Origin of the sequence: Candidatus Nitrotoga sp. AM1P (assembly GCF_013168275.1) — a bacterium.
Taxonomy (GTDB): domain Bacteria; phylum Pseudomonadota; class Gammaproteobacteria; order Burkholderiales; family Gallionellaceae; genus Nitrotoga.
On sequence record NZ_AP019547.1, the window covers coordinates 1,485,172 to 1,509,117 of the forward strand.

Sequence of the window (23,946 nt, forward strand, 5' to 3'; positions counted from 1 at the left end):
GTTCACGATCTTACTGAAATCCGAGATAATGTCCGAATGCGTAAGAAAGAATACCCAAGCGACATCAGCCGCGAGCAGTTTGAGCAGATCAGGCCCTTGCTGGAAGAGGCACGCAAGCGTACCAAGTCCCCGCACGGTGGACTTGTATGAGGTCTGGAGCGCGGTCCTATACCTGCTCAAGAGCGGCTGCCAGTGGCGAATGCTACTGAGGAGTTTCCGAAATGGCGCACGGTGCACACCTACTTTGCCAAGTGGAGCGAGCAGGACGAGGAAGGAATGAGCCTGCTGGAGCGGGCGTTAAAAAAATCAGGTTGGCGTGGCCCGTACGAGACAGGGGCGCAACGCACAGCCGACGCTATTGATTTGTGGACGCGCAGAGCGTAAAGAACACGGACACGGCAGGTCAGAAGGGTTATGACGCAGGCAAGAAGATCTCTGGAATCAAGCGCCACATTGCGGTGGATACCCAAGGACTACCGCATGCAGTTGCGGTGACCACCGCTGAGGTCACTAATCGGAAAGGCGCCTTGCAGGCGATGGCACGGTGCAAACCAGGTCTTGCGCAGGTTCAACGTGTTCTGGCTGAATGGTGGTTATGTAGGCCGACCATTTGCGTTGGCAGTCGATGAAATACTGGGGGGCATCGGTGCAGATCGCCAAGTGCAGTGAACTGCACACCTTCGCCGTTATCCCAAAGCGTTGGGTGGTTGAGCGCAGCTTCGCCTGGCTGGAGAAATGCAGACGGCTATGGAAGAACTGCGAACGCAAACTCAATACCAGCCTGCAATTCATCCACCTTGCCTTCCTGGTTCTGCTGCTGCGAAGATCGCGAACAGGCTCTTAGATCGTAAACACATTCTTACAGCTTTATCATTAATATTGCAAGTCATCAATACGTGCATGAAGTGGATACCCAATTTAGAGTAATTGATTCGTTTTCATCCAAACGCTTGATCGTCGCAGTGCTTCTGTAATTTGACCAGCCGTCATTTGTTCTTCCACAACCCCAAGAAGATCCCTTCCCTCCTCATCAAGAGCAAGATCTCCCCCTTCTTCATCGACAGCTCGACCAGCAATATTTAGCCACATAAACGCTTCAATAAGATCCTGCTCAACGCCACTCCCTTGAGAGTACATAATACCTAGATTAATTTGTGATGGCGCAAATCGCTGCTCTGCAGACTTACGAAATAAAACCACAGCTTTCCGCTCGTCCTTTGCGACCCCATAACCATTATTGTACATATCACCAAGACAGAACTGTGCCTCGGGATCTCCCTGCTCAGCAGCTTTTCTAAAACACTTTTCCGCATTAATATAGTCTTTACTCAGGAAAAAATTCAGCCCCTCTTTAAAATCGTTTGATTCACTCATATTTACTTTCCTACACGGTTTTACTGTTAACTTGTTCTATTATTCTTCTCGTGCTTCAATTTTTGGAATGTTTTTACAATACCTTTAAAAACTTTACGCAGCCGCCCCACTGCCCTCCTGTTCTGGATGAGCGCCTAAAAATCTCGCACATCTTTCGGCAACCGCCATAAATGCCTTGGTTGAAGGAGACTCTGGATAAGCCAGCACAACGGGAACACCTTTATCCGCACAAATGGTTATCTCGCTATCGAGCGGGATTGCGCCAATAAAGGGCACGCCCAGTTCATTCGCGACCCGTTCTCCTCCGCCCTTCTTGAATACGTCAATCTCACCACTACAATGTGGACAGATCAAGCCGCTCATGTTTTCAACAATTCCGATAATGGGTGTATTTCTTTCTTTTACAAAAGAGATCATTTTCCTTGCATCAAGAAGCGCAACATCCTGCGGAGTGCTTACAACAACAACCCCATCCAGATTGGGAATAAAATCCATGATCGTAATATGTTCATTTCCCGTGCCGGGTGGTAGATCTATTATCAGGAAATCGAGCTTCCCCCAAGTAATATTCCCAAGGAGCTCAATGATAAATTCGTACTTTACCGCATCTCTCCAGACAACTGGCTCGTTCTGGTCTTCTATCAACAAACCCAAAGACGCAACCTTTAACCCTGCAGGCATGATGTGCGGAGCTATACCGTCTTTATCCCCGCGAAGTCTTACATTTTCAATTCCAAGCATTTTTGGAATATTTGGCCCATGAAGATCGGCATCCGCCAAGCCAACCTTGTAACCCAGTTTTTCCAAGGCACAGGCGAGGTTAACCGTGGTGGTACTTTTGCCCACGCCGCCCTTGTTACTGCCGACAAGAACTTTATACTTAATATCCGCCATCCGCTTATTAATCAACCATTTTTTATGAGCAGCACGATCCAGCTTACACGTATCATTTTCGTCACATGTTTGACAGCCATGGAAATATCCGCAATCCTTCGCTGGCGCAGCCACTGTCCGGGTGTCCCTCATATTCTTTATTTCAATAGTTTTCGTCATTTAAACATTCTCGTGATATAAATAATTATCTTCATGATAGGGTTGATCACCCCATCTTCAATCGCTCTCTGGTTATTAAAGACTAAACAATTATTTTTATAATCATTTTAGCCAACACATTGCTCAAGGCTGACAACCTATTTTGACTTTATTATATGTAGCTTTCCCAGCATGCGACCCTTTCAATTCCATAAATGAGGTCACATCCCAACCCAAGGGTACTTTCTTCCGACATCCTCCTGAGCTCCCTCCACCACTTCGATCTTATCGAGGGTAGGCGTTTGCCTGATAACGCTCGTATTGGTCGATATTTTTGTCTCGTCTTTAGTTTTTTCAACGATCGTTTCTGTAAGAACAGGGAAAAATCTGCTAAAGAACTTGCGCCTTCCCATCACGTTGCCATTGTCCATGAATAACTCCTTAATTCAGCGATCGGACAGTAAGATACATTTTTTTCAAAAAAAGATCTACAAAATGACATTAGCACGACACACAACCGAGCTCTCGGCTACTATACATATACACAATTTAAATGGTACGAATACCCCCCCTAATGCAGCGGCAACGGCTCATCCATTTCGTTACCGGTCTGTTGAGGACAATCCACCGGTCCCTCATAATCAGATTTGGGCAATTCTTTTATTCGGCTGTCTACTTCAATGCCAAAGAACTTGAGTTCCGAACCCATGAACTTTGATAACAACAGACCCAGGTTCCGGTAATAGGCTTCATTCGCTCTCGCCGCCAGATTTTCACCGAACACGCCGGTCCATTTCCCGATATGCTGCTCAAGAAACCGTCTTTCCGCAGACAGGCAGATATCGATATTTTCTTCCATCGCCTGGTCCAGGGCATAGGCGATCTTCAATTCCAGAAAGCTCATGAACTCAAGCTCGACGGTGATCTGATCAAATGAAACCCCGGCATCGTCTTTCATCACAAAACCAAAGGCTTTATAGAAGCCACTGATGTCGCCCAGAATATTCGGCTGATTGAAGCTGTTTTTCCCATAGGTGGTTTCACTCGACGGGCAAAACATACGGGTTAAAAACATTTCGGTAAAATCCGGCTGGAGCGCGGTCACGTCGACGGTCTCGATCAGACTGGTAAAGGCCTGGTACTCTTCCTTCATATCATAAGGAAGCAGGTTGATTGAACTATCCAGATCGGCGGCAAGTTCGTGCAAAGTGGCGAGTCTATCTTTGTCTGGATAGACAAAGGCCATTGATAAAAACCTGTAAACATCTGCCCTCGCGAGGGCCAACTCTGTTTCCGATTTCGTCGTTAACATTCTATCCCCTTAAATAAAAAGTGGGGCGGCGTTTTAACGCCGCCCCCCTCATGTCAATCAATTACGACTATTCAATTTCAAGCGGTATCCAGCCTCCGTTTGAATAGTTCTTGCGTGGTCCCCTGTTGCCGCCAGCGCCATTATTGTGATTTTTGCCATCCCAGGCAGCAATCGCCATCATGGTTTTGGAGCCAGGCTTCAGCACGGCATCCTGAGCATCACCGGAGTTTAACGGACGTTTGATGACAACCGACCAGTAGCCAAACCGTCTGACGCCATTGGCGGTTGCATTATTCTGAGCCTGCCGGGTCAGTGTTCCGTAGCCAACCGCATTGAGCTCTTCCACCGGTGTTAACCGCTCAGGGTCAACTCTGCTGAGGTTTCTGAGCTTGAAGGCCGCCAGATATTGCCGCTGACCTTCATTATAACGTCTGATAGGGGTGTCAATTGTTTGACCAATTGCCGGGATCACTTCCGGATACATATCATAGTTGTAATTGGGGTAAGCATCCCTGACGTCTTGATATCCAAACTCGATATCCCTTTCCCAGGCGGCCTTCCAGTAAACAATGTGAACCGGATTCTCTTCGTCACCCATCATGAAGGAGGGCTCCGATCCTGCATTCACCGGGAACATAATGGCGATCGCATCAGAGAACTTGTCTTCCATGACTTCCGTTTCAGACTTGGTTGCGTCATACCACGTCAACAAGAAGGCAATATCCTTGTCATTATGGATAGACTTGATCTTCACCAAGGGCACGGACGCCACGACTAAACCCGGCATCACGATGTTCTGCGGCCCCATGGGAACTTCAGTGGCCGAAGCATCACTCCAGATCGTGGCCGGGGCTTGCTCCCAGCTTTGATTGTACTGATTATAAGACGTTTCCCTGACTGGATCTTCCTGATGCCAGGTCCGGTTCAGCGGGTCCATCGGGATTTCTCCCTTGACTGCCTTGGACTTGATGACGCCCTCGTTATACGTTTCCCCCCCATCCAGACGGACGGGTGGGAGCCTTTTGAAGGAACCATGGAACGCGTGACCCCCATACTGGCCAGGGTTATCAACCGCAATAATTGGAATCGCCAAATCTTGTGCCGGCCCGTGCGCAGCAGCACTCCCAAAGGCGGGAGTCGCAACCGGAATCATCAAGAGTGACGCAGCTATTAATAGTTTTTTCATCATCCGCCCCTTATGAGTTATTGGTAAGAAATGCGCCGGTCTTCAAGTTCTTGACCTGCCTGATGTAGACAGGCTCAGTCAACGGAACCCGGATAATTTCTTTGCCTTGTGGATCATAACCAACCGTCTCATTACCCTCAAGCTTGAACGTGTCGCAGATCCGTTCAGTCGTTCCAAAGAGTAACAACGCGGCCAGAAGCTCCTTGTCCTTGCCAGCATTCCGGTATTGCTTGATGGAGTTCTCAACGCCGGGGCCAAATACCTGGGACAGGAAATCAGGGTTAACATGAACAGGCGGCAGGTACATGTTGTTCGGCTCAGTACCAAACTGTGGATAGATCGGCAGTGCAATCTTCCGCACGTGCACCAGGAAGTCGATCGGGTTGTTTTCCCGCACTTGCTTGCTGTTGATCTTATCGTAATCGGCTGACTTGAAGCCAAACAGACGGATCTTTCCGATGCATTGCGTCACGCATTGCGTCATCAATCCCGCTTCTACTTTCGGATAGCACGAGATGCACTTTTCACCGGTCCGGGTGGTGTCGTTGTAAAACGACTTCTTGTACGGGCAGGCTGCAACACATTCTCTGTATCCGCGGCAGCGGGACGCATCAATCAACACGATCCCGTCTTCCTGACGCTTGTAGATCGCCTTTCTCGGGCACGCCGCCAGGCAGCCAGGGAAGGTACAGTGGTTACATATCCGCGGGAAGAAAAAACCCCAGTTCTTATGCGTCGGGCCCTTGATATAGTCCCCTTCGCCATCCAGGATCTTAAGACACTCATCTTCACCCAGGTTCGGATGCGCATAGTCCATTTCATCCGGCAGATAGCCCTTGATCCGCTGGTTCATGCCCAGGTCTTCAAAGATCGTCGTGCCGTTGTACTTGTTACCCGACCACGGTTGCGCCTGTTCTCCCAGCAGGGCCAGAACCTTCACATCCCAGGCCAGCGGATAGAATCCATAAGGCTTCGATTCCACGTTATTCCAGAAGATGGTTTCCTGGCCTTTACCGGCCGTCCAGGTCGTTTTGCACGCCATGGTACACGACTGACAGGCGATACATTTATTCAGGTCGAACAGCATCGATACTTGCCGACCTGGCCTGTTTTCTTCGTAGGGGTAATCCATTTCCCTGCCCAGCTGCCAATTTCTAACTTTTGCCATTGTAGATCTCCATTTACAAAATTATTTCACAATTTCAAGAACGCCGCCCCGCTTCAGGGCGGCGGCTGCACACCGTCATTAGCGGCTGATAAACCCGCCCTGGAGATAGGTCCTCATCTGAAGGCTCTCGTAGGTCGGCCGGTAGCCTTTAGCGGCAATATGCCAAACACCGCCGTTGACACCGCCCTTTTCAGCCAGCTCGATCTTCACATACGATTCCTTGGGAGAACCATTGGCGCAGTGGACGTCATTCTGCATCCCGATAATGATTTCCTGCCCGAAGACCTTCTTGTTGGCCACGGTGTCCGTCGTGTTAGTCGGGTTAATCCACGCGCGGGTGCAGCTTTGGTGGTTTCCGGAGCGGAACATGGCCTGATAGTTGGTCCGCGGGCTCTTCGCCAATCCATCCGCCCGGGTCCGCGCACCTTCCATACTGCCATACGTGGCAGCATAGGCGTTGTAGTACATCCGCATGGAACCTTGCGACATACCGGGGAAGTATCTGCATCTGACCATGAACCGGGCCAGCGCATACTCCGGGGTGCCTTCTTTCCAGCCTTTGTAAGGACGGTCGCCAGGATCCGCATCCACCCAGATGTAGTCGCCTTCATCGATACCAAAGCGCTTGGCGTCGAGCGGGTTGACGTCCACGAATCCTTCACCCACGGACGGTTGACGCTTGTCATGACGGTAGATGTCGCCAAACGGTCCCCACCACAGGGTCATCAAGTCCGTATCAATCGGAGTGGTGTGCGCGCCGTGCCGGTACTTCGGTGAATTGAAGCAGAACTCATACCCGTGCGGCCGCAGCGGATGGGTGGTCGCCATCAGCTCTTTGGTCGTCAGGATGACATTTCGACCTTGCCGGTTCTCGGCAATCTTGAGGCTGTTGCCCATTCTTTCCAGACCGCGCATTTCAGGGGTTTCCATCAATGCAAACGCACGGCTGTTACCGACGATGACGTTCGGCTCGTAGTGGCTTGAATCAATCGGGGTACGATACACGGTAAGATTCTCGCCGCCATCAATCAACCGCGGGTCATCCATGTAGAATTCCAACCGACCGCTCTTGGTGTACCAGGGCAAGCCGCCGCCTTCAGCCGTTTGTTCCCAGCCGCTGATTCTCGGATAGGTTCTGGCCATGAAGATGGTCGGAACGCCGCGCTTGGCTTTTTCGCGGATTTCAGCAAAAACCATCCCGCGGGTGGCAGAGCCGGCGTTGAGAACCCGTTGGCCATAAACTTCGGAATCCCGGTCTGCCGGATTGCCGGCCGGGTTGGTGCCCACAAACTTGAAGTAGTCGGCAAACCGTTGATCACCGGTCAGCGCGGTAAAGGCTCTGAAGATGCCAGCAGGCACTTCAGCATCGCCTACGGTATCCTGGAACCGTCTCAACGGGGTGATCGGGGAAACGGTCAGGAACGGGTTGGAGCAGGAGCAGGCCATGTCGGTATGCTTGTTTTCCAACCAGGAGTCCACACCCCAGACGATGTCGGAATATTCGCACGATGCCGTCCAGTTCCAGTCACTGTAGAAGATCGCTTCCCATCTCGGCAGGGTATTGACGACCATGTCGTAGTGACCTTTGGCATTGCCCAGTGAGGAGTTGGAGTTCGCTTGCCACAACACCTTGGTCGGTGCCGGCATATGGCCGGGATCCGTCAGCAACCGGGTTCCGTTCCGTAAAGGCCGATCGCCATAGTTGTAGTAGTGGGCCGATTCGTCATCGGTATAGTGCGCCAATTTGGTGACCATCTTACGGCCATCCAGCTCAGGATTGAACGGATCTTCCAGAAGGTACTGACCAAACCCGCCAAAGACGGACTGTCTGTAGTTACCCACGTAGTTACCAAACGTACATCCGCCAATATGGCCAACGTTATCGCTCAGGGCCGATAACAGCATGAAGCCACGATCCTTCAGGGTCGAATTGAAGTAGTGATTGGTACCCGCACCCGTACTGATGATGCCTTGCCCTCTGTGCTTGTGGAACAGGTTGGCCAGGTCAACAATGGCTTCCATCGGAGCGCCGGTCATGATCGAGGTGTTCTCGGCCGTGTATTCCTCCAGGTATTCTTTGTGCAACTGGAACACAGTCGTCACCTTGATCTTCTTGCCGTCGACCAGGGTCACTTCATAATCGCCGGTCAACGCGGAGTCAACGCCCTTCGCCGCATAGCGCGCGCCGCATTCATCCCGCGTCAGCGGCACGGCTTTGTTGGTCTTTCTATCCCATACTACATTGTCGCCCCAGAACTTGCGGACTTCTTCTGAAACAAAGGCCGTGGATTGGAAAGCCACCGGTTGCGTCGGATTTTCACCCGGCTTCATCACCTTGAGATGGTGCGTCAGTTCGGCCAGCTTGTAGTCCGGAAAAATGTCCGAGGCCTTCAGGTTTTTCCAGTTATCCGTTCTGATCAACAGCGGCATGTCCGTATTGGCTCTCAGATAATTCTCGTCGTACTGATTATTCTTGATGAGCAGATGGCACACACCCAGACCCAGCGCCGGATCCGTACCGGGCCGAATAATAATGACGTCATCCGCCTTGTTCGCGGTCGCGTGGTAGTCGATGGAGATGTCGACGATATGGCAGCCCTTGAGCCGTGACTCGCTGACCCAATGAAGGTCAGGCATCTTGGTACAGACGAAGTTGTTTCCCCAGAATACAATCAGCTTGGCGTGCTCATAAACCATGAACTCGTAATCCAACATCTGATGGCCAGTCACCATAGGACATCCGGGCGCCAGATCGGTATGCCAGGAGTAGCTGTCCAATACTTTGGCGCCGCTCGCTTCGTCCGGCCCAATATTTCTGACATAGGCGTCCAGCAGTGCCAATCCTTGCGAAAACCGCTTCAGCGAATAGATTCGTAACACGCCCAGGGCGGCCATCCCCGCACGGAATTTCATGGTCTTACAGCCGCAGCCGTGCATCGACGCAATCATCTCCGGGTCATAGCCTTGACGCGTCAGCAATGCAGCGCCTTTGTCGCCGGAATAGGTCCGCGCGATGTTCTCCAATGCGCCAGCGGCCAACGCGTACGCCTCGGTCCAGGGCAGCTTGATGAAGGGCTCTTTGCCGCGTTGCAGATACTTTTGATCGGGGAAGCCGTTTGCGCCCGTCCGCGGATAGCCCGCTTCTGCCCAAGCCTTGAAGCCGGTTCTGACCATCGCGCCCTTGGGCCGCCTGTCAGAATAGGCCTTTCTGTTCATGACCATGCCCTTGTTACAGATCCGCGGCTCCCACCGGTGACTGGAACGGTTTCCATCCATATCTTCGGCATCTCCGTAGCCGTACGACGGCGAGATGCGGATGACGACGTCATTCTTTACGTGGGCCTTGAGCAGGCAGTTGTGCGTGTCATTCGGCGCACACAGAAATATAAATTCGCTGTCAACATGGAACATGTCCCGGTAAACCTTCTCCCAGTCTCTATTCGGGTAGGACTTCAGAGGGTTGTCAACGACATACGGCTTCAGAAACGGTGAAGCTGCAAAGGCGTTATTGGCCATTACAGCGAGTCCGGCGGTGGCAGACAGCTTCAGAAAGCTGCGCCTGCCTATGTTGTTCTTGATTTCCATCATTTAGTCACCCCTATGTTAATTTAAATTAAATTATTTTCTCGGTTTTATGTTAAGGCATCAATCCGAGTAATTTTCATTCACTACTCTAACTTGAAACAAAAAAACAACAATATTTCATGCCGCAAAAACTAATTTTTCAGTACATACCACAGTCAGTCACACCCTGAATATACGGATTTTTATGGAAGCAAAAATCGGGTAGTGAATGATCGCGAATCTACGCGGATAAATTAAAGTCGATTTGATATAGATCAAGTTTCTGCTATTTTTTTGACAGGCTTGATTCACTCCCAAGATTCGTACATATAGATGCACACCTCATTGACCTTTGTAAAGAATTCAATATAAAAATGGCTCTCTGTAGAAATAGCGCGGGTAGTCGAATTTCATTTTTCCGTTTAATCCCAGATTGTCCATTAGCGCGAAATCAGCTATGTTTCAAAGCGCGGGTGATCTAACTTTGCATACTTTTTCTAATGGATACCAATAGAAAACGACGATGCGGCTAGTCAATTGATTAAATGACATAAGAATCGATAAATGAGGTGATAGATGGCGACCGACTCTGACTTTGAGATGCGCTTCAGCAATCGAGAGGTGAGTGCATGGGGTGGATTAGCGCTTCTTAAGCGCGTGCTCAATGTAATTGGTTTTCGTACGGCTGCTCGAAGCTGGGGTTTGCCACAGCCTGGCTCAAACCGTGGCTATCCACCGATCCAGATTGTGGAACAGTTTATTGTCAGCATCTGGTGTGGTGCCAATCGTTTTCCATGCTGAAATCACCCGTTTCGACAAGACCCTAACGCGTCTGTTTGAGTGGAAACATGTAGCGGGCCACAAGTCCATTGTGCGATTGTTCGCCAAATTTGACATGGCACGTAACGAGAACGTGCAAGCCCAAATTTATCGTTGGATATTTGACCACATCCGATTCGATCGAATTACGCTGGATATGGATTCCACCGTGATAACGCGCTATGGCACTCCAGAAGGCGGCGCCAAGGGTTACAACGCTGCCAAACCGGGGCGGTTATCGCACCACCCACTGCTCGCATTTGTAGCCGAATGCCGCATGGTGACTAACTTCTGGTTACGTCCAAGTAACAGCAGTAGCGCCAACAATACGCTGCAATTTTTGGAATCAACTCTCCCCCACCTGGAAAGCAAGATCGTTGGACTATTACGTGCTGACAGCGGGTTTTACGATGATGCCATTCTCACCTTCCTGCAAGGTCGCCACATCGACTACATTATAAGCGCCAAGCTCACGCATGGACTACAACGTGCCATTGCCGAGCGGGTCACTTGGTGGAGCGTTGAGCGTGGACTGGAGATCGGTGAACTGAATCAGGCTCAAGGCTGGAGTGCGCCGCGCCGTATCATAGTGGTGCGACAATACGCTGTGATGAGTTTGTTTCGGCAAGCTGTGTTACGAGGCTCGGTACAACATACCCTTGCCACCTTGCATCACAAGGTATTTGCAGTAGGGGCGTTCTGGCACAAAAACTCAGACAAGCGACAACTAAACTTGGCGGTGAGTCGACAACGAAGAGCTTGGTTTGAGGGACTCTGGACTAATGCAGGTAATGCCTGGCATGACGATAACACTGTCCCGCAGAATCTCTAATGGACAATCTGGGTTAATTAAGCATAAAACCTGTCGATATGATCCCCCAGTATTACGGTAGCAGTTGGCGCGTCTAGCTATGCCTATTATTGATACCTTCAAATATGCTGTGATGATGCGTAGATTGATTCATGATTTGGACCCACCACCGTGGCTGCATAGTATCTATTCGACAAATTCGAGCATATCGATAAAATATCTATATCACGGAGAAAACATGATGCTATAGAGGTAACACTATAATAATAGTAATCCAACATTTTTTAATGCAGGCGGATTCAAGTTCGAAGTGCAACAGGTAATGCTAGCTTGGTGTAGCGCACCTCTACCCCAAATAGTACTTCATGCGGTGATCTGAAACCCAGCACTTTGCGTGGCCGGTGGTTGAGTCGTTCTACCGCTCGCTGCACTTGCTCCTCGGTAACGTCAGTCAACGCCATGCCCTTGGGGAAGTACTGCCGCAATAACCCATTACTGTTCTCGTTCAGACCTCGCTCCCAGGAACGGCAGGGGTGCGCGAAATAGATCGCAGTCTGTAGTTCTGCTGCGATGCGTTCATGTCCCGCAAACTCTTTGCCGTTATCGAATGTAATGGCGTGGCATTGGTCTTTATGGGGACTCAGCAAACTCGTTGTCATGGCCGTTACACCCTCGGCATGTTTGCTGCGTAGGTGCCCCGCCAACACATAGCGCGACTTCCTTTCAGCCAGGGTAACCAGTCCACCTTTGTGGTTCTTGCCGATGACGGTATCACCTTCCCAATCTCCATGCGCGTCTTTTGGTCAACGATTTCCGGATGTTCATCAATGCTGACACGGTTCTTGATCATGCCTCGCCGCTCTTGCCCACTTGCATATCGCTTGCGGCGTGGTTTCTGGCTTCGCAAATGCCGGCACAGGTCACCTCCATCACGTTTGTCTGCGTAGACATGCCGGTAGATCGCCTCATGGCTGATCTGCAGTTCGCCCTCCAGCTCAAGCCGATTGGCGGCTTGTTCTGGGCTGAGGTCATCCCGGATCAACCTCTCGACTTCCACCCATTCATCCCATGAGAAGCACTTGCCATTCGTACAGGCTTGCTTGCGCTCATCACGTAACGATTGCGCCTGCTTTGGTCGCCAGCCGCGTTGACCTTTGTTTCGCCTGAACTCCCGTGAAATCGTCGACTTGTCCACGCCCATCTTTTGGGCAATCCGAGTTTGATTCAAACCCGCTTGTTTCAATTCGTAAATCTGATATCGTTGCCCGCTGGTGCGCTGCTTGTATTTCTTCATCTGTGCTCCTTTTACTTGGTCATTTAAGTGGCTCCGATATTAACGCAGCTCGCCACTTAAATTCACTTACAAAAGTTGCACTTCAGTGTTGAATCCGCCGCACTTGATTTTCATCCACTGATGTCATTAGTGAACCCGTTGCGCACCCGCTTCTGCCAGCCCTCCATCCAGCCGGGCAAATCCGCTGCCAGCATGGGCCGGGATATGAAAGCCCCTTGAGCGAGATCGCATCCCGTACGAAGAAGGAGATCCCAATCATCTCGGTCTTCGACTCCTTCAGCCACGACTTCCATGCCCAATTGCCTTGCCAAAGCCAGGCTGGCATCGTACATCGCCCGTAACGTCTCAACGGTCCAGGCGCGGTGCACGAAGCCTTGGTCGATCTTGAGTTCATCGAAGGGAATGTCGCGTAACTGGGCCAAGGAAGAGTGTCCGGTGCCGAAATCGTCGATTGAAAGGCGAAAACGCTTCAAGCGCAGCCGGGTCAGGATTTCAAGCGGAATCCGCGCATCCCTCATTAACTGGCTTTCTGTCACTTCCAATACTATCTCCTGCGGCGGTATACCTATCTTAGCGGTAAGCCCGGTAACAAAATCCAAAAAATCCAGGGACGTCAGGCTGTCCATAGATACATTGACGGCCACCCGCAACGCCAGCCCTGCTTCCTGCCAAATTTTGGCCTGGGCTAGCGCGCTGGTGAGCACCACCCGGGTCAGACCGTCAATCAGACCGTTCGCTTCAGCTACGCCGATAAATTGATCGGGTGGCACTATCCCGTGAACGGGATGGCGCCAGCGCACCAAGGTCTCCACGCCCGCCACTCTACCGGTGGCAACCATCACCTTAGGTTGGTAGTAATTGACCAGCTCGCCGTTGTTGATGGCAGCACGCACCTCGTCCGCGCTGTAAACTTTCTGCGCCACCCGAGGGCTATCCAGTGAAGAAGGTGCCCACTTTTCCAACAATGCGGACAATGCCTCCGGTTTGACCGGTTTATGTATATGTCCAAGCACTGTAATTTTATGAGCTTGCACCAGTTTCTCGACAGTCTGCAACATCCGTTCATCTTCACCGCTGATCAAGATGAGGCTGCCGGTATAGTTCCGTTCAACCAAATGACGAACAAATTCGATTCCGTCCATTTCCGGCATATTAAGATCCAGCAGGATCAGGTTCGGCCGGGTATCAACGCCATCTACTCGATCCAGGGCGGCTCGCCCACTCTCGCAGAGCGTAACCGATGTAAACCCCTGGTTTGTCAGCATGCGGGCCAACAGTTTGAGCATGAATGACTCGTCGTCGAGCACCAAAATTTTTACCATGCTTCTTTCAATCATCACCTTCTCCCTAATTTTTTCCCGGCACGGAATTATGTTTATAAAGAACCAAGATATTCGTCCACAATAACCATTTCCGCCTCGAAGCGAGGCAACAACACCGCCAATGCTTCGGTGTCGCCCACCTTCCCCGCCTGTTCCATTTCGGCACACAGTTCGCCCAGCATTAGCGCGCCGACCGACCGAGCTGATGATTTGAGCTTATGGGCTGCCGCGCTGACTGCCGCCGCCTGTCCCAGCTGAAAAGCGATTCGCAACTCTACCGCTATTCTGGCTGAACTGGAGCGAAAATCTCGCAAAAATTCGCTGATCACAGCCGGATCGTTCCCTACCAATCCTTCCAGAACACTCACATCCACCGGCTCTGCCGCCATGGCGGGTGTGAAGGGCATCGCAGGCGTGACTGTTAGGTTCGGACTGGAGTCAACGGTCAACAACCACTGCTCCAACATAGATTTCAAATCAGTAAGTTGAACCGGCTTGCTCAAATAATCGTCCATGCCGACGGTACGGCAATGCTCGGCCTCGCCTTTAAGAGCGTTGGCGGTCAGGGCGATGACCGGGATGCGCCGCTTGTCAGCTTTATTGGCCTCGGCGACGCGGATGGCCACAGTCAATTGATAGCCGTCCATTTCCGGCATATGCAAATCGGTGAGCAGCAACGCATAGTCACCGCTCTCCCAGCGTTTCAGTGCTTCGCGACCGTCGCTGGCGATATCTGCGGCATATCCGAGCAGCGCGAGCTGTTGCCGGATCACTTTCTGGTTGATTTCATTGTCTTCAGCTACCAAAATCAACCTGCCCTGCTGCAAAGCCATCGCGCGCGACGGTGGGGTGATCGTTGTCTCGATCTTGCCGGGAAGCGGCACTTCGTCTTCCTCATGCACCCGCCCTGCGGCGATGGCCACTGCCCGGAGAAAGGATTGGGGATGCATAACATCGCCATCCAGTGTAACAAGATCCATCGTTTCGACGCGTCCCCGACGACGGTGCCCGCGCCGAATGACGACAAAACGGGGGTCGATATCAGGCTGATGATGCCCATGCTCGACCACCACGAAATGTAGATCCAAGTCAGATCGAGCGCGGCAGGCAGCACGCAATTCCTCGATCGGTGGTACATCGTGCCCTGCGTCAATAATGAGCAACCACAAGCCGGACGGCAGCGTATTGATCCGTTTGCGAGCGGCGGTCAGATCCGGCACCCGCTCAACGATCGCACCGCTATCTCTCAGATAGACGGCCAAGTCGTCGCCCAATCCGTTTTCGTCGCCTAGCACCAGACAGGAAAGCCCAGTCAGGTCAACAGTTTTGCTACCAACGGCGGACTTGATCGGCGGCAGCGCAAGCGGTAACCGCACGGTAAAGGTAGAGCCCTTGCCCGGCGCGCTCTGTACCACGATCTCCCCACCCATCAACTCCACCAGATGGCGTGAGATGGCCAACCCCAGTCCGGTGCCGCCAAAGCGCCGGGTGGTGGAAGCGTCGCCCTGGGTAAAGGAGGTAAAGAGCCGGGACTGGGTCTCCTCATCCATGCCGATGCCGTTGTCGGTTATCTGAAACTCCACCGTCACTTGATCGGGGCCAGGCTTGGCCAACAATGCGCGCACCGATACCCGACCTGGTTGCTGTTGTTGTCCGCTGGAAAACTTGATGGCGTTATTGGCGAGATTGACCAGCACTTGACGCAGACGCAGAGCATCACTCAAAACCTCTTCGGGAATTGCCGGATCGATGAACAGAGTAAGCTCCACGCCTTTCTTTACGGCCAGGTGCTCCAACATATCGCAAGCCTTCACAACCACGTCCGCCACATGCGTAGGCACGCGCTCGACCTCCAACTTGCCGGCTTCTATCTTGGAGAAATCGAGAATGTCCTCGATGATATCCAGCAAAGCAAAAGCCGATTCTCGGATGAGATTGACCATCTCCATTTGATAGCCATTGAGACTGGTTTGCTGTAGCACGTCGGCCATGCCAATCACACCGTTCATAGGAGTGCGGATTTCGTGACTCATAGCCGCAAGAAAAGCCGATTTGGCCTGATTGGCCTGTTCGGCCTCAGACCGGGCCTGCTCCAAGTCTTTCATGATGCGTACACGTTCACGGACGTCGCGCAAAATGCCTGTGAAATAACGTTTTTCCCCAACAAAATATTCACTAACAGCAAGATATAACGCAATGCGTTCGCCATTCTTGTGCAGGCCTTCGAGTTCACGTCCAATACCAATAATGTGTGCCTGCCCGGTTTGGTAATACCTCTCCATATAACCGTCGTGGCCGCTACGGTGAGGCTCTGGCATAAGCATAGAAACATTTTGTCCGATTACTTCATCGCGGGTATAACCGAAGAGCTTTTCCACGACCGGGTTGGCAGAACGGATGATGCCTTTTTCGTCGATGGTAATGACGCAATCCACCAAATGCTCAACCACAGAGCGAATTTCCTCTTCCTTGATCGTCATGGCTACATTGGCCTGCTCCAGATCGGCAGTACGCTGCGCCACTTGATGCTCCAATTCCACTGACACACGTCGTAAGCGCGTGATTACCAATGCAAGCCCCCCCAACCCCAGCGCCAGCAGTGTGCCAAAGAGAATAAAGACGTCGCGCAGATCGGCTCGACTTTGCGCCACTACACGGTCTAATGGTCGAACAATCTCTAGCACACCGCGCACATCCCCTACTTTCCAGTCATGCTTAGGGCTGTCTGGACGTGCATTGTGGCAGCTTATACATTCCGCGTGCATGACATCCGCCGTCGCGTAACGTAGCGATGCGCGTCCCTGAAAATCTTCAAAACGATAGTAGGGCTGTTGTGGATTCGCCTGCAACGCAGCCAAAGCCTGTTGCTCAAAATCATCACGCGCACCGCCATCCTTGCGCCAGGGGAAGGGATAATTGCTATATAAACGCACCACCATGCCAGAACCGCGCAAACTAATCCTTCTGCCAAGTTCCATACTGAAGGTGGCAGGTAAGGGTATCGCTCCTGGTTTATCCAGGTAATCGTGGATCACTTCAATATTGTGGCCATTCACACGATCCACAACTTCAGAAGTGTATAAGTTGCGCAGTTCCATTAGGGATTCTGCATGTAACGTAATGCCCTGCAGTGCGGCGGATTGCACCAGGGTGGTCGTGGCGTGAGATAAATACCACAAAGCAAGTAACGTACCGCTACAAAAGATAAGACTCAGTACCAGAATAGTGTGCTTATAGAGCGGGAGCAGGCACGCGGCCCAAAGTCTTTTCAATCGTTGACGCAAATCGGTTGAAATTACTGATAAGTTTGCTGATCGCATAAGTGTGTCCTGAATTTTATATAAACAGAATTTGTTAATGCAGCGGCATCCGTTCCTAAAGCTGGATAATCAAGCGATCAAGCACAACTTTCCAGTCCGCGTAGACATCGTCCATTTTGTACCAATGTTTTTTGTACTAACCTTTCGTAGCACCTGATAAAAGAGTTTCAATAATGCCTCATCAGACGGAAACAAGCCACGACCCATGAATTCCTTCTCCAGATTCATATCCACCGATGCAATCACACTGATGGTGGAGATCATCTCCTGCTTTTTTGGCGGGTAGTCAAGGCACGGCGTGATCCATGTCCAGTCATTGCAAAAATGGCACACAGAAAAATCAGATTTATTTGTTAAACTCGTTTATCAACAGGCGAGGTTTGACAAAAGTTCGATTTCTCGGGTTGTAAATCGTCGCTGTGATTGTGTTAAAATTGTCAGTATCATTGGCATCGAAACAATTTTTCCGGTTCCGAGGGGCGCTGCGACCTTGCATCAGACGAGGCCAGGCTTGGAACACTGGGGTATATCTGTAGCAACGGCGCTCATTCATTAACTTGAATGGAGAGAAAATATGAACGCCGTTACCAACGCTGGATTTACCGACTACAAAATTGCCGACATCAATCTTGCTCCTTGGGGACGCAAGGAAATTGCTATTGCCGAAACTGAAATGCCGGGCTTGATGGCGATTCGCGAAGAATATGCAGATGCACAACCGTTGCGCGGTTCACGCATTGCCGGTTCGCTGCATATGACCATCCAGACAGCCGTACTGATTGAAACCTTGAAAGCCTTAGGAGCAGAGGTACGCTGGGCTTCCTGCAATATATACTCCACCCAGGATCATGCGGCATCAGCTATAGCCGTAGGCGGTACACCGGTATTTGCAATCAAAGGCGAATCACTTGAAGAGTATTGGGAATATACCCATCGCATCTTCGAATGGCCTAACGACAATCACGCCAACATGATTCTGGACGATGGTGGTGATGCGACCTTATTATTGCATCTGGGTGCGCGTGCCGAAATAGATGCGTCGCTTATCAGCAAGCCCACTTCAGAAGAAGAAACTTTCCTGTATGCCGCAATCAAACAGCGCCTTGCTACGCAGCCTGGCTGGTATTCCAAACGTTTGGCGGCAATTAAAGGGGTGACGGAAGAAACTACAACCGGCGTGCATCGTCTGTACCAGATGCATGCGCGCGGCGAGCTGAAATTCCCTGGTATCAACGTCAACGATTCAGTTACCAAATCCAAGTTTGACAACCTGTACGGTTGCCGAGAATCACTGGTGGATGGCATTAAACGTGCAACCGATGTAATGATTGCGGGGAAAATTGCCGTTATTGCCGGTTACGGAGATGTAGGAAAAGGCTCGGCACAAGCAATGCGCGCCCTGTCGGCCCAAGTTTGGGTAACGGAAATTGATCCGATTTGCGCGCTGCAAGCTGCCATGGAAGGCTATCGTGTGGTTACCATGGATTACGCTGCTGAACATGGCGATATTTTCGTGACCTGCACCGGTAACTACCATGTGATCACTCATGAGCATATGAAGAGCATGAAGAATCAGGCCATCGTGTGTAATATTGGCCATTTCGACAACGAAATTGACGTTGCCTCGCTGAAGGCTTACACGTGGGATAACATCAAACCACAAGTCGATCACATCATTTTCCCCACAGTAGATGGTCAACCCGCCAAGCGCATCATTCTGCTGGCCGAAGGCCGCTTGGTGAATCTAGGTTGTGGCACGGGCCATCCTTCTTATGTGATGAGCTCCTCATTTGCCAATCAGACCATCGCCCAGATCGAACTATGGAGCGAGTCAGAAAAGGGCACCGGCAAATATCCGGTCGGCGTGTATACCTTGCCCAAACATCTGGATGAAAAAGTAGCAGTATTGCAATTGAAGAAGCTTAATGCACAACTGAGTACACTGACAGATCAACAAGCCGCTTACATCGGCGTGCCTAAAGAAGGACCTTACAAATCGGATCATTATCGCTACTAAAATGTGAACTTTTACACACTCGAAAGCAACCTCAAAGACAACCTATGCGACTCCTCCTGATCTGGATTTTCAATGCAATAGCACTGCTGGCGGTTGCTTACCTGTTGCCAGGTATTCATATGGATGGTTTTATCTCCGCATTAATTGCTGCATTAGTACTAGGCCTCATTAATACCCTTCTGCGGCCCTTACTGATTCTGCTTACCCTGCCAGTCACCGTTTTATCGCTTGGCCTGTTCATCCTGGTAATAAACGGTTTGCTATTCTGGTTTGCCGGTTCGGTGCTAAAAGGTTTCGAAGTCAATGGCTTTTGGGCAGGTGTGATCGGTGCTTTGTTATATAGTGCTTTCTCCTTCGTTCTATCACTATTCCTGCGGCAAAAAGTTTCATAGCAGGAGCGGTAATTATCAATCATGACAAACTCTAGATCATTTAGTTTTGAATTTTTTCCACCACAAACACAAGAAGGCGCAAACAAACTCGCCGCCGCACGCAAGCAATTAGCCTTACTCAAACCCGCATTTTTCTCGGTTACCTTTGGTGCGGGCGGCTCCACGCGTGAACGCACCTTGGAAACGGTACAGCAAATCCAGGCCGACGGCTATGAAGCCGCGCCTCATTTGTCTTGTGTCGGCTCTACACGCGAGAACATTCGCGCAATTTTGCACACCTACAAAAATATGGGGATCAAGCGCATCATAGCACTGCGTGGTGACTTGCCCTCCGGGATGGCCACTTCTGGCGAATTCCATTATGCCAATGAGTTGGTATCGTTCATTCGCGTCGAGACTGGCGAATACTTCCATATCGAGGTAGCAGCCTATCCAGAATTCCATCCGCAAGCGAAATCACCGCGCGATGATCTGTTAAACTTTAAGCGCAAAGTAATGGCCGGAGCAAATTCCGCCATCACCCAATATTTCTATAGTGCCGACGGCTACTTCCGTTTTGTTGAAGAGTGCCGCAAAGCGGGCGTCACCCTTCCCATTGTGCCCGGCATAATGCCCATTATGAAATTTTCGCAGTTAGCGCGCTTCTCCGATGCATGCGGCGCAGAAATTCCACGCTCGATACGAAAAATATTGGAAAGCTATGGCGATGACACCGAATCTGTACAGGCATTCGGTCTTGACGTTGTCACACAACTATGCGAACGTCTGCTCGCCGGTGGTGCGCCTGGCCTCCATTTTTATACGCTCAACCAATCTGCTCCTTCGTTGGAAATATGGAAACGCCTGGGACTTTGACGGCCATGTGGTAATTGGCTATCTTATTTTTTTGCTCGGCACACAATCATTCTCTTGACTTAAGAACCTGCTTTATGGATTACAATAATAGCCATGCTGCAACTTGATTTCAGACATCATTTTCTCATTGCCATGCCAGCCATGGCAGACTCTTCTTTTGCCAAGACACTTGTTTACATTTGTGAACACAATGAACAAGGTGCATTGGGCATTATAGTGAACCGCCCGACCAATCTCACACTTAGCGAGTTGTTCGAACAAACTAAAATTCCGATGGGTGAGTTTGAATCAAGTAGCATGCCGGTGTATTTTGGCGGGCCGGTGCAGACTGATCGGGGGTTTGTATTACATAAACCGGTGGGTCAATGGCAATCTACTTTGGCCATAAACGACAATCTTGGCCTGACAACCTCCAAGGATATTCTGCTAGCGGTAGGTGCAGGATTAGAACCCAAAAACATGCTGCTGACCTTGGGCTATTCCGGCTGGGCACAGGGGCAATTAGAGCATGAATTAACACAAAACGCCTGGCTTACTGTCCCAGCTTCCGAACACATTTTATTCGAGTTACCTTCAGAGGAACGCTTACTTGCTGCAATGGCGCTACTGGGAGTAGATTATGCATCACTCTCAGAGTATGCGGGACATGCCTGACGAGGGCGTAGTTATCACGGTATCCGGTATTTTGCTGGGATTTGATTTTGGCACTAAACGCATCGGCGTGGCGGTGGGCAATTCAATTTCCTGCACCGCACGACCATTAATAACCTTGCATGGCGAACATAATGGGCAGCGCTTTGCTGCCATCGGTGAGCTTATCCGTGAATGGGAGCCATCTGCACTAGTAGTGGGGTTACCCAGTCATGATGATGGCACGCCACACGAACTGACCCGCTTATGTCGTCGTTTCGCTCAGCGCCTCAAGGGGCGCTTTAATTTGCCTACCATTTTGGTGGACGAACGATATACTTCCACTGCTGCAAGTTCGCAGCTGACTGAAATGGGTGTACGGGGTATCAAACAAAAACCGCTGCTCGACCAAGTCGCGGCGCAACAAATTCTGCAAGCCTACTTTGATGAGCCCGCAATAGAACAAATTCCATGAATAATCCACAACTTAATAAACATGGCGAACTGCAACACTTGCTCTCTACTGAGGGATTGCCCGCACCTATTCTGCGCGGTATTTTAGACAGAGCGGCTTCCTTCATGAATCTGGCTGAAGGTCGCGACATTAAAAAACTACCATTACTGCACGGCAAATCAATATTCAACATTTTTTTTGAGAATAGCACCCGCACCCGTACTACTTTCGAGATTGCTGCCAAGCGTCTTTCGGCCGATGTAGTCAACTTGAACATTGGCTCTTCCTCCGCCAGTAAAGGTGAAACTTTGCTTGATACGGTCGATAATTTATGCGCCATGCACGCTGACATGTTTGTAGTGCGTCACTCTGCGAGTGGCGCAGCTCACCTCATCGCCAAACACGTTGCGCCGGAAATCCATGTTATTAATGCCGGTGACGGGCGCCATGCGCACCCAACACAAGCGCTGCTCGACATGTTCACCATTCGTCATTACAAGCAAGAGTTTCATAACCTGCGGGTGGCTATCGTCGGCGATATATTGCATTCGCGCGTGGCGCGTTCGCAAATTCATGCGCTGACCACCTTGGGTGTGCCGGAAGTTCGCGTCATCGCCCCCAAGACATTATTACCAAGCTGCGTCGATAAACTCGGGGTACAGGTGTATCACGACATGACGCAAGGCTTGCGTGATGTGGATGTGGTGATGATGTTACGCCTGCAGAACGAACGCATGCAGGATGCGGTGTTGCCCAGCGCACAAGAATATTTCAAATACTATGGTCTCACCCAGGAAAAATTGATACTAGCCAAAACAGATGCCATCGTGATGCACCCGGGGCCGATGAATCGTGGTGTGGAGATCGATTCCAGCGTTGCGGATGGAACACAATCAGTGATCTTGCCACAAGTCACTTTTGGTATTGCGGTACGCATGGCGGTAATGAGCACCTTGGCGGGAGTGGGGCAATGAATATCCAGATTATCAATGGGCATTTAATTGATCCTAAAAATCAGATTGATGGCCTCTGCGATTTATTTATCGTAGCGGGTAAAGTGGCTGCTGTGGGCAGCGCGCCAGCAGGTTTTGTGGCGCAACAAGTGATTGATGCGACAGGTCTTGTGGTTGCCCCCGGCTTGATCGATCTTGCCGCACGTCTGCGCGAACCGGGTTACGAATACAAGGCCACGCTTGAATCCGAGATGGAAGCAGCCGTAGCCGGCGGCATCACGACACTGGCATGCCCGCCGGATACCGATCCACCACTGGATGAACCGGGTCTGGTAGAGATGCTCAAGTATCGCGCTCGTGAATTAAATAAAGCGCGTGTTTATCCGGTGGGCGCGCTGACCTATAGGCTGAAAGGTGCGGAACTTACCGAGATGGCTGAGCTGGCCGATGCCGGTTGTATCGCCTTCAGTCAAGCCGATGCTGCGCTTACTGACACGCGTGTGCTGATGCGCGCCATGCAATATGCCGCCACCTTTGATTTCAGTGTTTGGCTGCGCCCGCAGGACAGCTTTCTTGCACGCGACGGTGTGGCACACGATGGCGAAGTGGCGACGCGTCTGGGCTTACCCGCCATTCCGGTGTGTGCAGAGACCATTGCGCTGTCCACCATATTGCAACTAGCGCGTGAGACCGGCGTGCGGCTGCACATCTGTCGCATCTCCAGTGCAGAAGGAGTGGCACTGGTACGTGCCGCCAAACAACAGGGGTTGACGCTTACCTGCGATGTGTCTGCCAACCATGTGCACCTGTCCGAAATGGATATCGGTTTCTTTGATGCCAACTGCTATTTGGTGCCACCATTGCGCAGTCAACGCGATCGCGATGCTCTGCATGCCGGTTTGCTCGACGGATCAATAGACGCAATTTGTTCCGATCACACACCCGTGGACGAGGATGCCAAGCAACTGCCTTTCGCCGAGGCAGAAGCAGGCGCTACCGGACTGGAATTGCTGCTACCGCTGGTGCTCAAGTGGGCGAAACAGGGCCGTCGTGCGCTCGCCGATGGTCTCGCCAAGATCACGCTACAACCGGCGCGTATATTAGGTCTGGACGCTGGACATCTGTCTGTCGGAGCCGCTGCCGATGTGTGCGTGTTCGATCCTGAAATATACTGGAAGATTGAACCTGCAGCATTGAAAAGCCAAGGTAAAAACACGCCATTTTTCGGTATGGAGTTGCAGGGTCGCGTGCGCTATACCTTGGTTGATGGTCAACTTGTTTACCAATCAAAGGCTAGTCAATAGCCTTGATTGTGCGGCAATCTGTAGATTTAGGTTAGCCATTCAGTAATGGTCTTTTCTAAATAGCTAAAGTTCGCCCAAAGCAAGGCGTGAAAAAATTTCACAGTGCTATATATTTGAATCATTAGTGTTCTACATTTCG

At 51.0% G+C, this 23,946-nt stretch carries 18 protein-coding genes, 2 pseudogenes and 1 riboswitch; of the genes and pseudogenes, 10 read left to right on the forward strand and 10 right to left on the reverse strand.

Annotated elements, in window-relative coordinates; translation table 11 throughout:
* The first annotated feature begins 36 nt into the window (after positions 1 to 36).
* Positions 37 to 844: pseudogene (locus W01_RS06625) on the forward strand (IS5 family transposase).
* A 74-nt stretch (positions 845 to 918) separates the two neighbouring features.
* On the opposite strand, the gene W01_RS06630 reads toward W01_RS06625, so the two are convergent.
* The 7 genes from W01_RS06630 to W01_RS06660 all read right to left on the reverse strand — a co-directional run bounded on the left by W01_RS06630 (position 919) and on the right by W01_RS06660 (position 9,660).
* Entirely contained in the window at positions 919 to 1,374 is a 456-nt protein-coding gene (locus W01_RS06630; protein ID WP_173053174.1) for a tetratricopeptide repeat protein, read from the reverse strand.
* Positions 1,375 to 1,467: 93 nt separating this feature from the next.
* Positions 1,468 to 2,427: an Mrp/NBP35 family ATP-binding protein gene (locus W01_RS06635; protein ID WP_198421368.1), complete on the reverse strand. Its 960-nt coding sequence runs from the start codon at positions 2,425 to 2,427 to the stop codon at positions 1,468 to 1,470.
* Positions 2,428 to 2,627: 200 nt separating this feature from the next.
* The gene (locus W01_RS06640) at positions 2,628 to 2,837 is read right to left on the reverse strand and encodes a hypothetical protein (protein ID WP_173053176.1); all 210 of its coding nucleotides are present in this window, start codon (positions 2,835 to 2,837) and stop codon (positions 2,628 to 2,630) included.
* A 140-nt stretch (positions 2,838 to 2,977) separates the two neighbouring features.
* Positions 2,978 to 3,718: a TorD/DmsD family molecular chaperone gene (locus W01_RS06645; RefSeq protein ID WP_173053178.1), complete on the reverse strand. Its 741-nt coding sequence runs from the start codon at positions 3,716 to 3,718 to the stop codon at positions 2,978 to 2,980.
* 67 nt (positions 3,719 to 3,785) lie between these two features.
* The gene (locus W01_RS06650; protein ID WP_173053180.1) at positions 3,786 to 4,907 is read right to left on the reverse strand and encodes an ethylbenzene dehydrogenase-related protein; all 1,122 of its coding nucleotides are present in this window, start codon (positions 4,905 to 4,907) and stop codon (positions 3,786 to 3,788) included.
* A 7-nt stretch (positions 4,908 to 4,914) separates the two neighbouring features.
* Complete coding sequence (locus tag W01_RS06655; RefSeq protein WP_173053182.1) at positions 4,915 to 6,072, reverse strand: 4Fe-4S dicluster domain-containing protein; 1,158 nt, start codon at positions 6,070 to 6,072, stop codon at positions 4,915 to 4,917.
* 78 nt (positions 6,073 to 6,150) lie between these two features.
* Entirely contained in the window at positions 6,151 to 9,660 is a 3,510-nt protein-coding gene (locus W01_RS06660) for a molybdopterin-dependent oxidoreductase (RefSeq protein ID WP_173053184.1), read from the reverse strand.
* Positions 9,661 to 10,212: 552 nt separating this feature from the next.
* Here W01_RS06660 and W01_RS06665 point away from each other — a divergent pair.
* Both W01_RS06665 and W01_RS06670 read left to right on the forward strand, forming a co-directional pair.
* Positions 10,213 to 10,437, forward strand: a complete 225-nt coding sequence (locus tag W01_RS06665) for a hypothetical protein (protein WP_173051650.1) — start codon at positions 10,213 to 10,215, stop codon at positions 10,435 to 10,437.
* On the forward strand, positions 10,412 to 11,287 hold the full coding sequence (locus W01_RS06670) for a transposase (RefSeq protein WP_173053186.1): 876 nt from the start codon (positions 10,412 to 10,414) through the stop codon (positions 11,285 to 11,287). The genes W01_RS06665 and W01_RS06670 overlap by 26 nt, the downstream gene beginning before the upstream one ends.
* Positions 11,288 to 11,565: 278 nt before the next feature.
* Here W01_RS06670 and W01_RS14675 read toward each other — a convergent pair.
* The 3 genes and pseudogenes from W01_RS14675 to W01_RS06685 all read right to left on the reverse strand — a co-directional run bounded on the left by W01_RS14675 (position 11,566) and on the right by W01_RS06685 (position 17,202).
* A pseudogene (locus W01_RS14675) lies at positions 11,566 to 12,560 on the reverse strand (IS30 family transposase).
* 110 nt (positions 12,561 to 12,670) lie between these two features.
* Complete coding sequence (locus W01_RS06680; protein WP_173053188.1) at positions 12,671 to 13,897, reverse strand: EAL domain-containing response regulator; 1,227 nt, start codon at positions 13,895 to 13,897, stop codon at positions 12,671 to 12,673.
* Positions 13,898 to 13,935: 38 nt separating this feature from the next.
* Positions 13,936 to 17,202 carry an ATP-binding protein gene (locus W01_RS06685; protein WP_242007060.1) on the reverse strand — a complete coding sequence of 1,089 codons (3,267 nt, stop codon included), beginning with the start codon at positions 17,200 to 17,202 and terminating at the stop codon, positions 13,936 to 13,938.
* A 468-nt stretch (positions 17,203 to 17,670) separates the two neighbouring features.
* Positions 17,671 to 17,756: riboswitch (S-adenosyl-L-homocysteine riboswitch) on the forward strand.
* Between the two features lie 20 nt (positions 17,757 to 17,776).
* Here W01_RS06685 and ahcY point away from each other — a divergent pair.
* From ahcY to W01_RS06725, 7 genes are all read left to right on the forward strand, one after another.
* Positions 17,777 to 19,219 (forward strand): adenosylhomocysteinase, encoded by a 1,443-nt coding sequence (gene ahcY, locus W01_RS06695; RefSeq protein WP_173053190.1) that lies wholly within the window; start codon positions 17,777 to 17,779, stop codon positions 19,217 to 19,219.
* Between the two features lie 44 nt (positions 19,220 to 19,263).
* Positions 19,264 to 19,611, forward strand: a complete 348-nt coding sequence (locus W01_RS06700) for a phage holin family protein (RefSeq protein WP_173053192.1) — start codon at positions 19,264 to 19,266, stop codon at positions 19,609 to 19,611.
* 21 nt (positions 19,612 to 19,632) lie between these two features.
* Positions 19,633 to 20,466: a methylenetetrahydrofolate reductase [NAD(P)H] gene (gene metF, locus W01_RS06705; protein WP_173053194.1), complete on the forward strand. Its 834-nt coding sequence runs from the start codon at positions 19,633 to 19,635 to the stop codon at positions 20,464 to 20,466.
* Positions 20,467 to 20,559: 93 nt separating this feature from the next.
* On the forward strand, positions 20,560 to 21,120 hold the full coding sequence (locus tag W01_RS06710) for a YqgE/AlgH family protein (RefSeq protein WP_173053195.1): 561 nt from the start codon (positions 20,560 to 20,562) through the stop codon (positions 21,118 to 21,120).
* Complete coding sequence (gene ruvX / locus W01_RS06715; protein WP_242006902.1) at positions 21,086 to 21,571, forward strand: Holliday junction resolvase RuvX; 486 nt, start codon at positions 21,086 to 21,088, stop codon at positions 21,569 to 21,571. The genes W01_RS06710 and ruvX overlap by 35 nt, the downstream gene beginning before the upstream one ends.
* Positions 21,568 to 22,524 carry an aspartate carbamoyltransferase catalytic subunit gene (locus W01_RS06720; protein ID WP_173053197.1) on the forward strand — a complete coding sequence of 319 codons (957 nt, stop codon included), beginning with the start codon at positions 21,568 to 21,570 and terminating at the stop codon, positions 22,522 to 22,524. Before ruvX ends, W01_RS06720 begins: the two co-directional genes overlap by 4 nt.
* On the forward strand, positions 22,521 to 23,807 hold the full coding sequence (locus W01_RS06725) for a dihydroorotase (RefSeq protein ID WP_173053199.1): 1,287 nt from the start codon (positions 22,521 to 22,523) through the stop codon (positions 23,805 to 23,807). Before W01_RS06720 ends, W01_RS06725 begins: the two co-directional genes overlap by 4 nt.
* Positions 23,808 to 23,946: the final 139 nt, after the last annotated feature.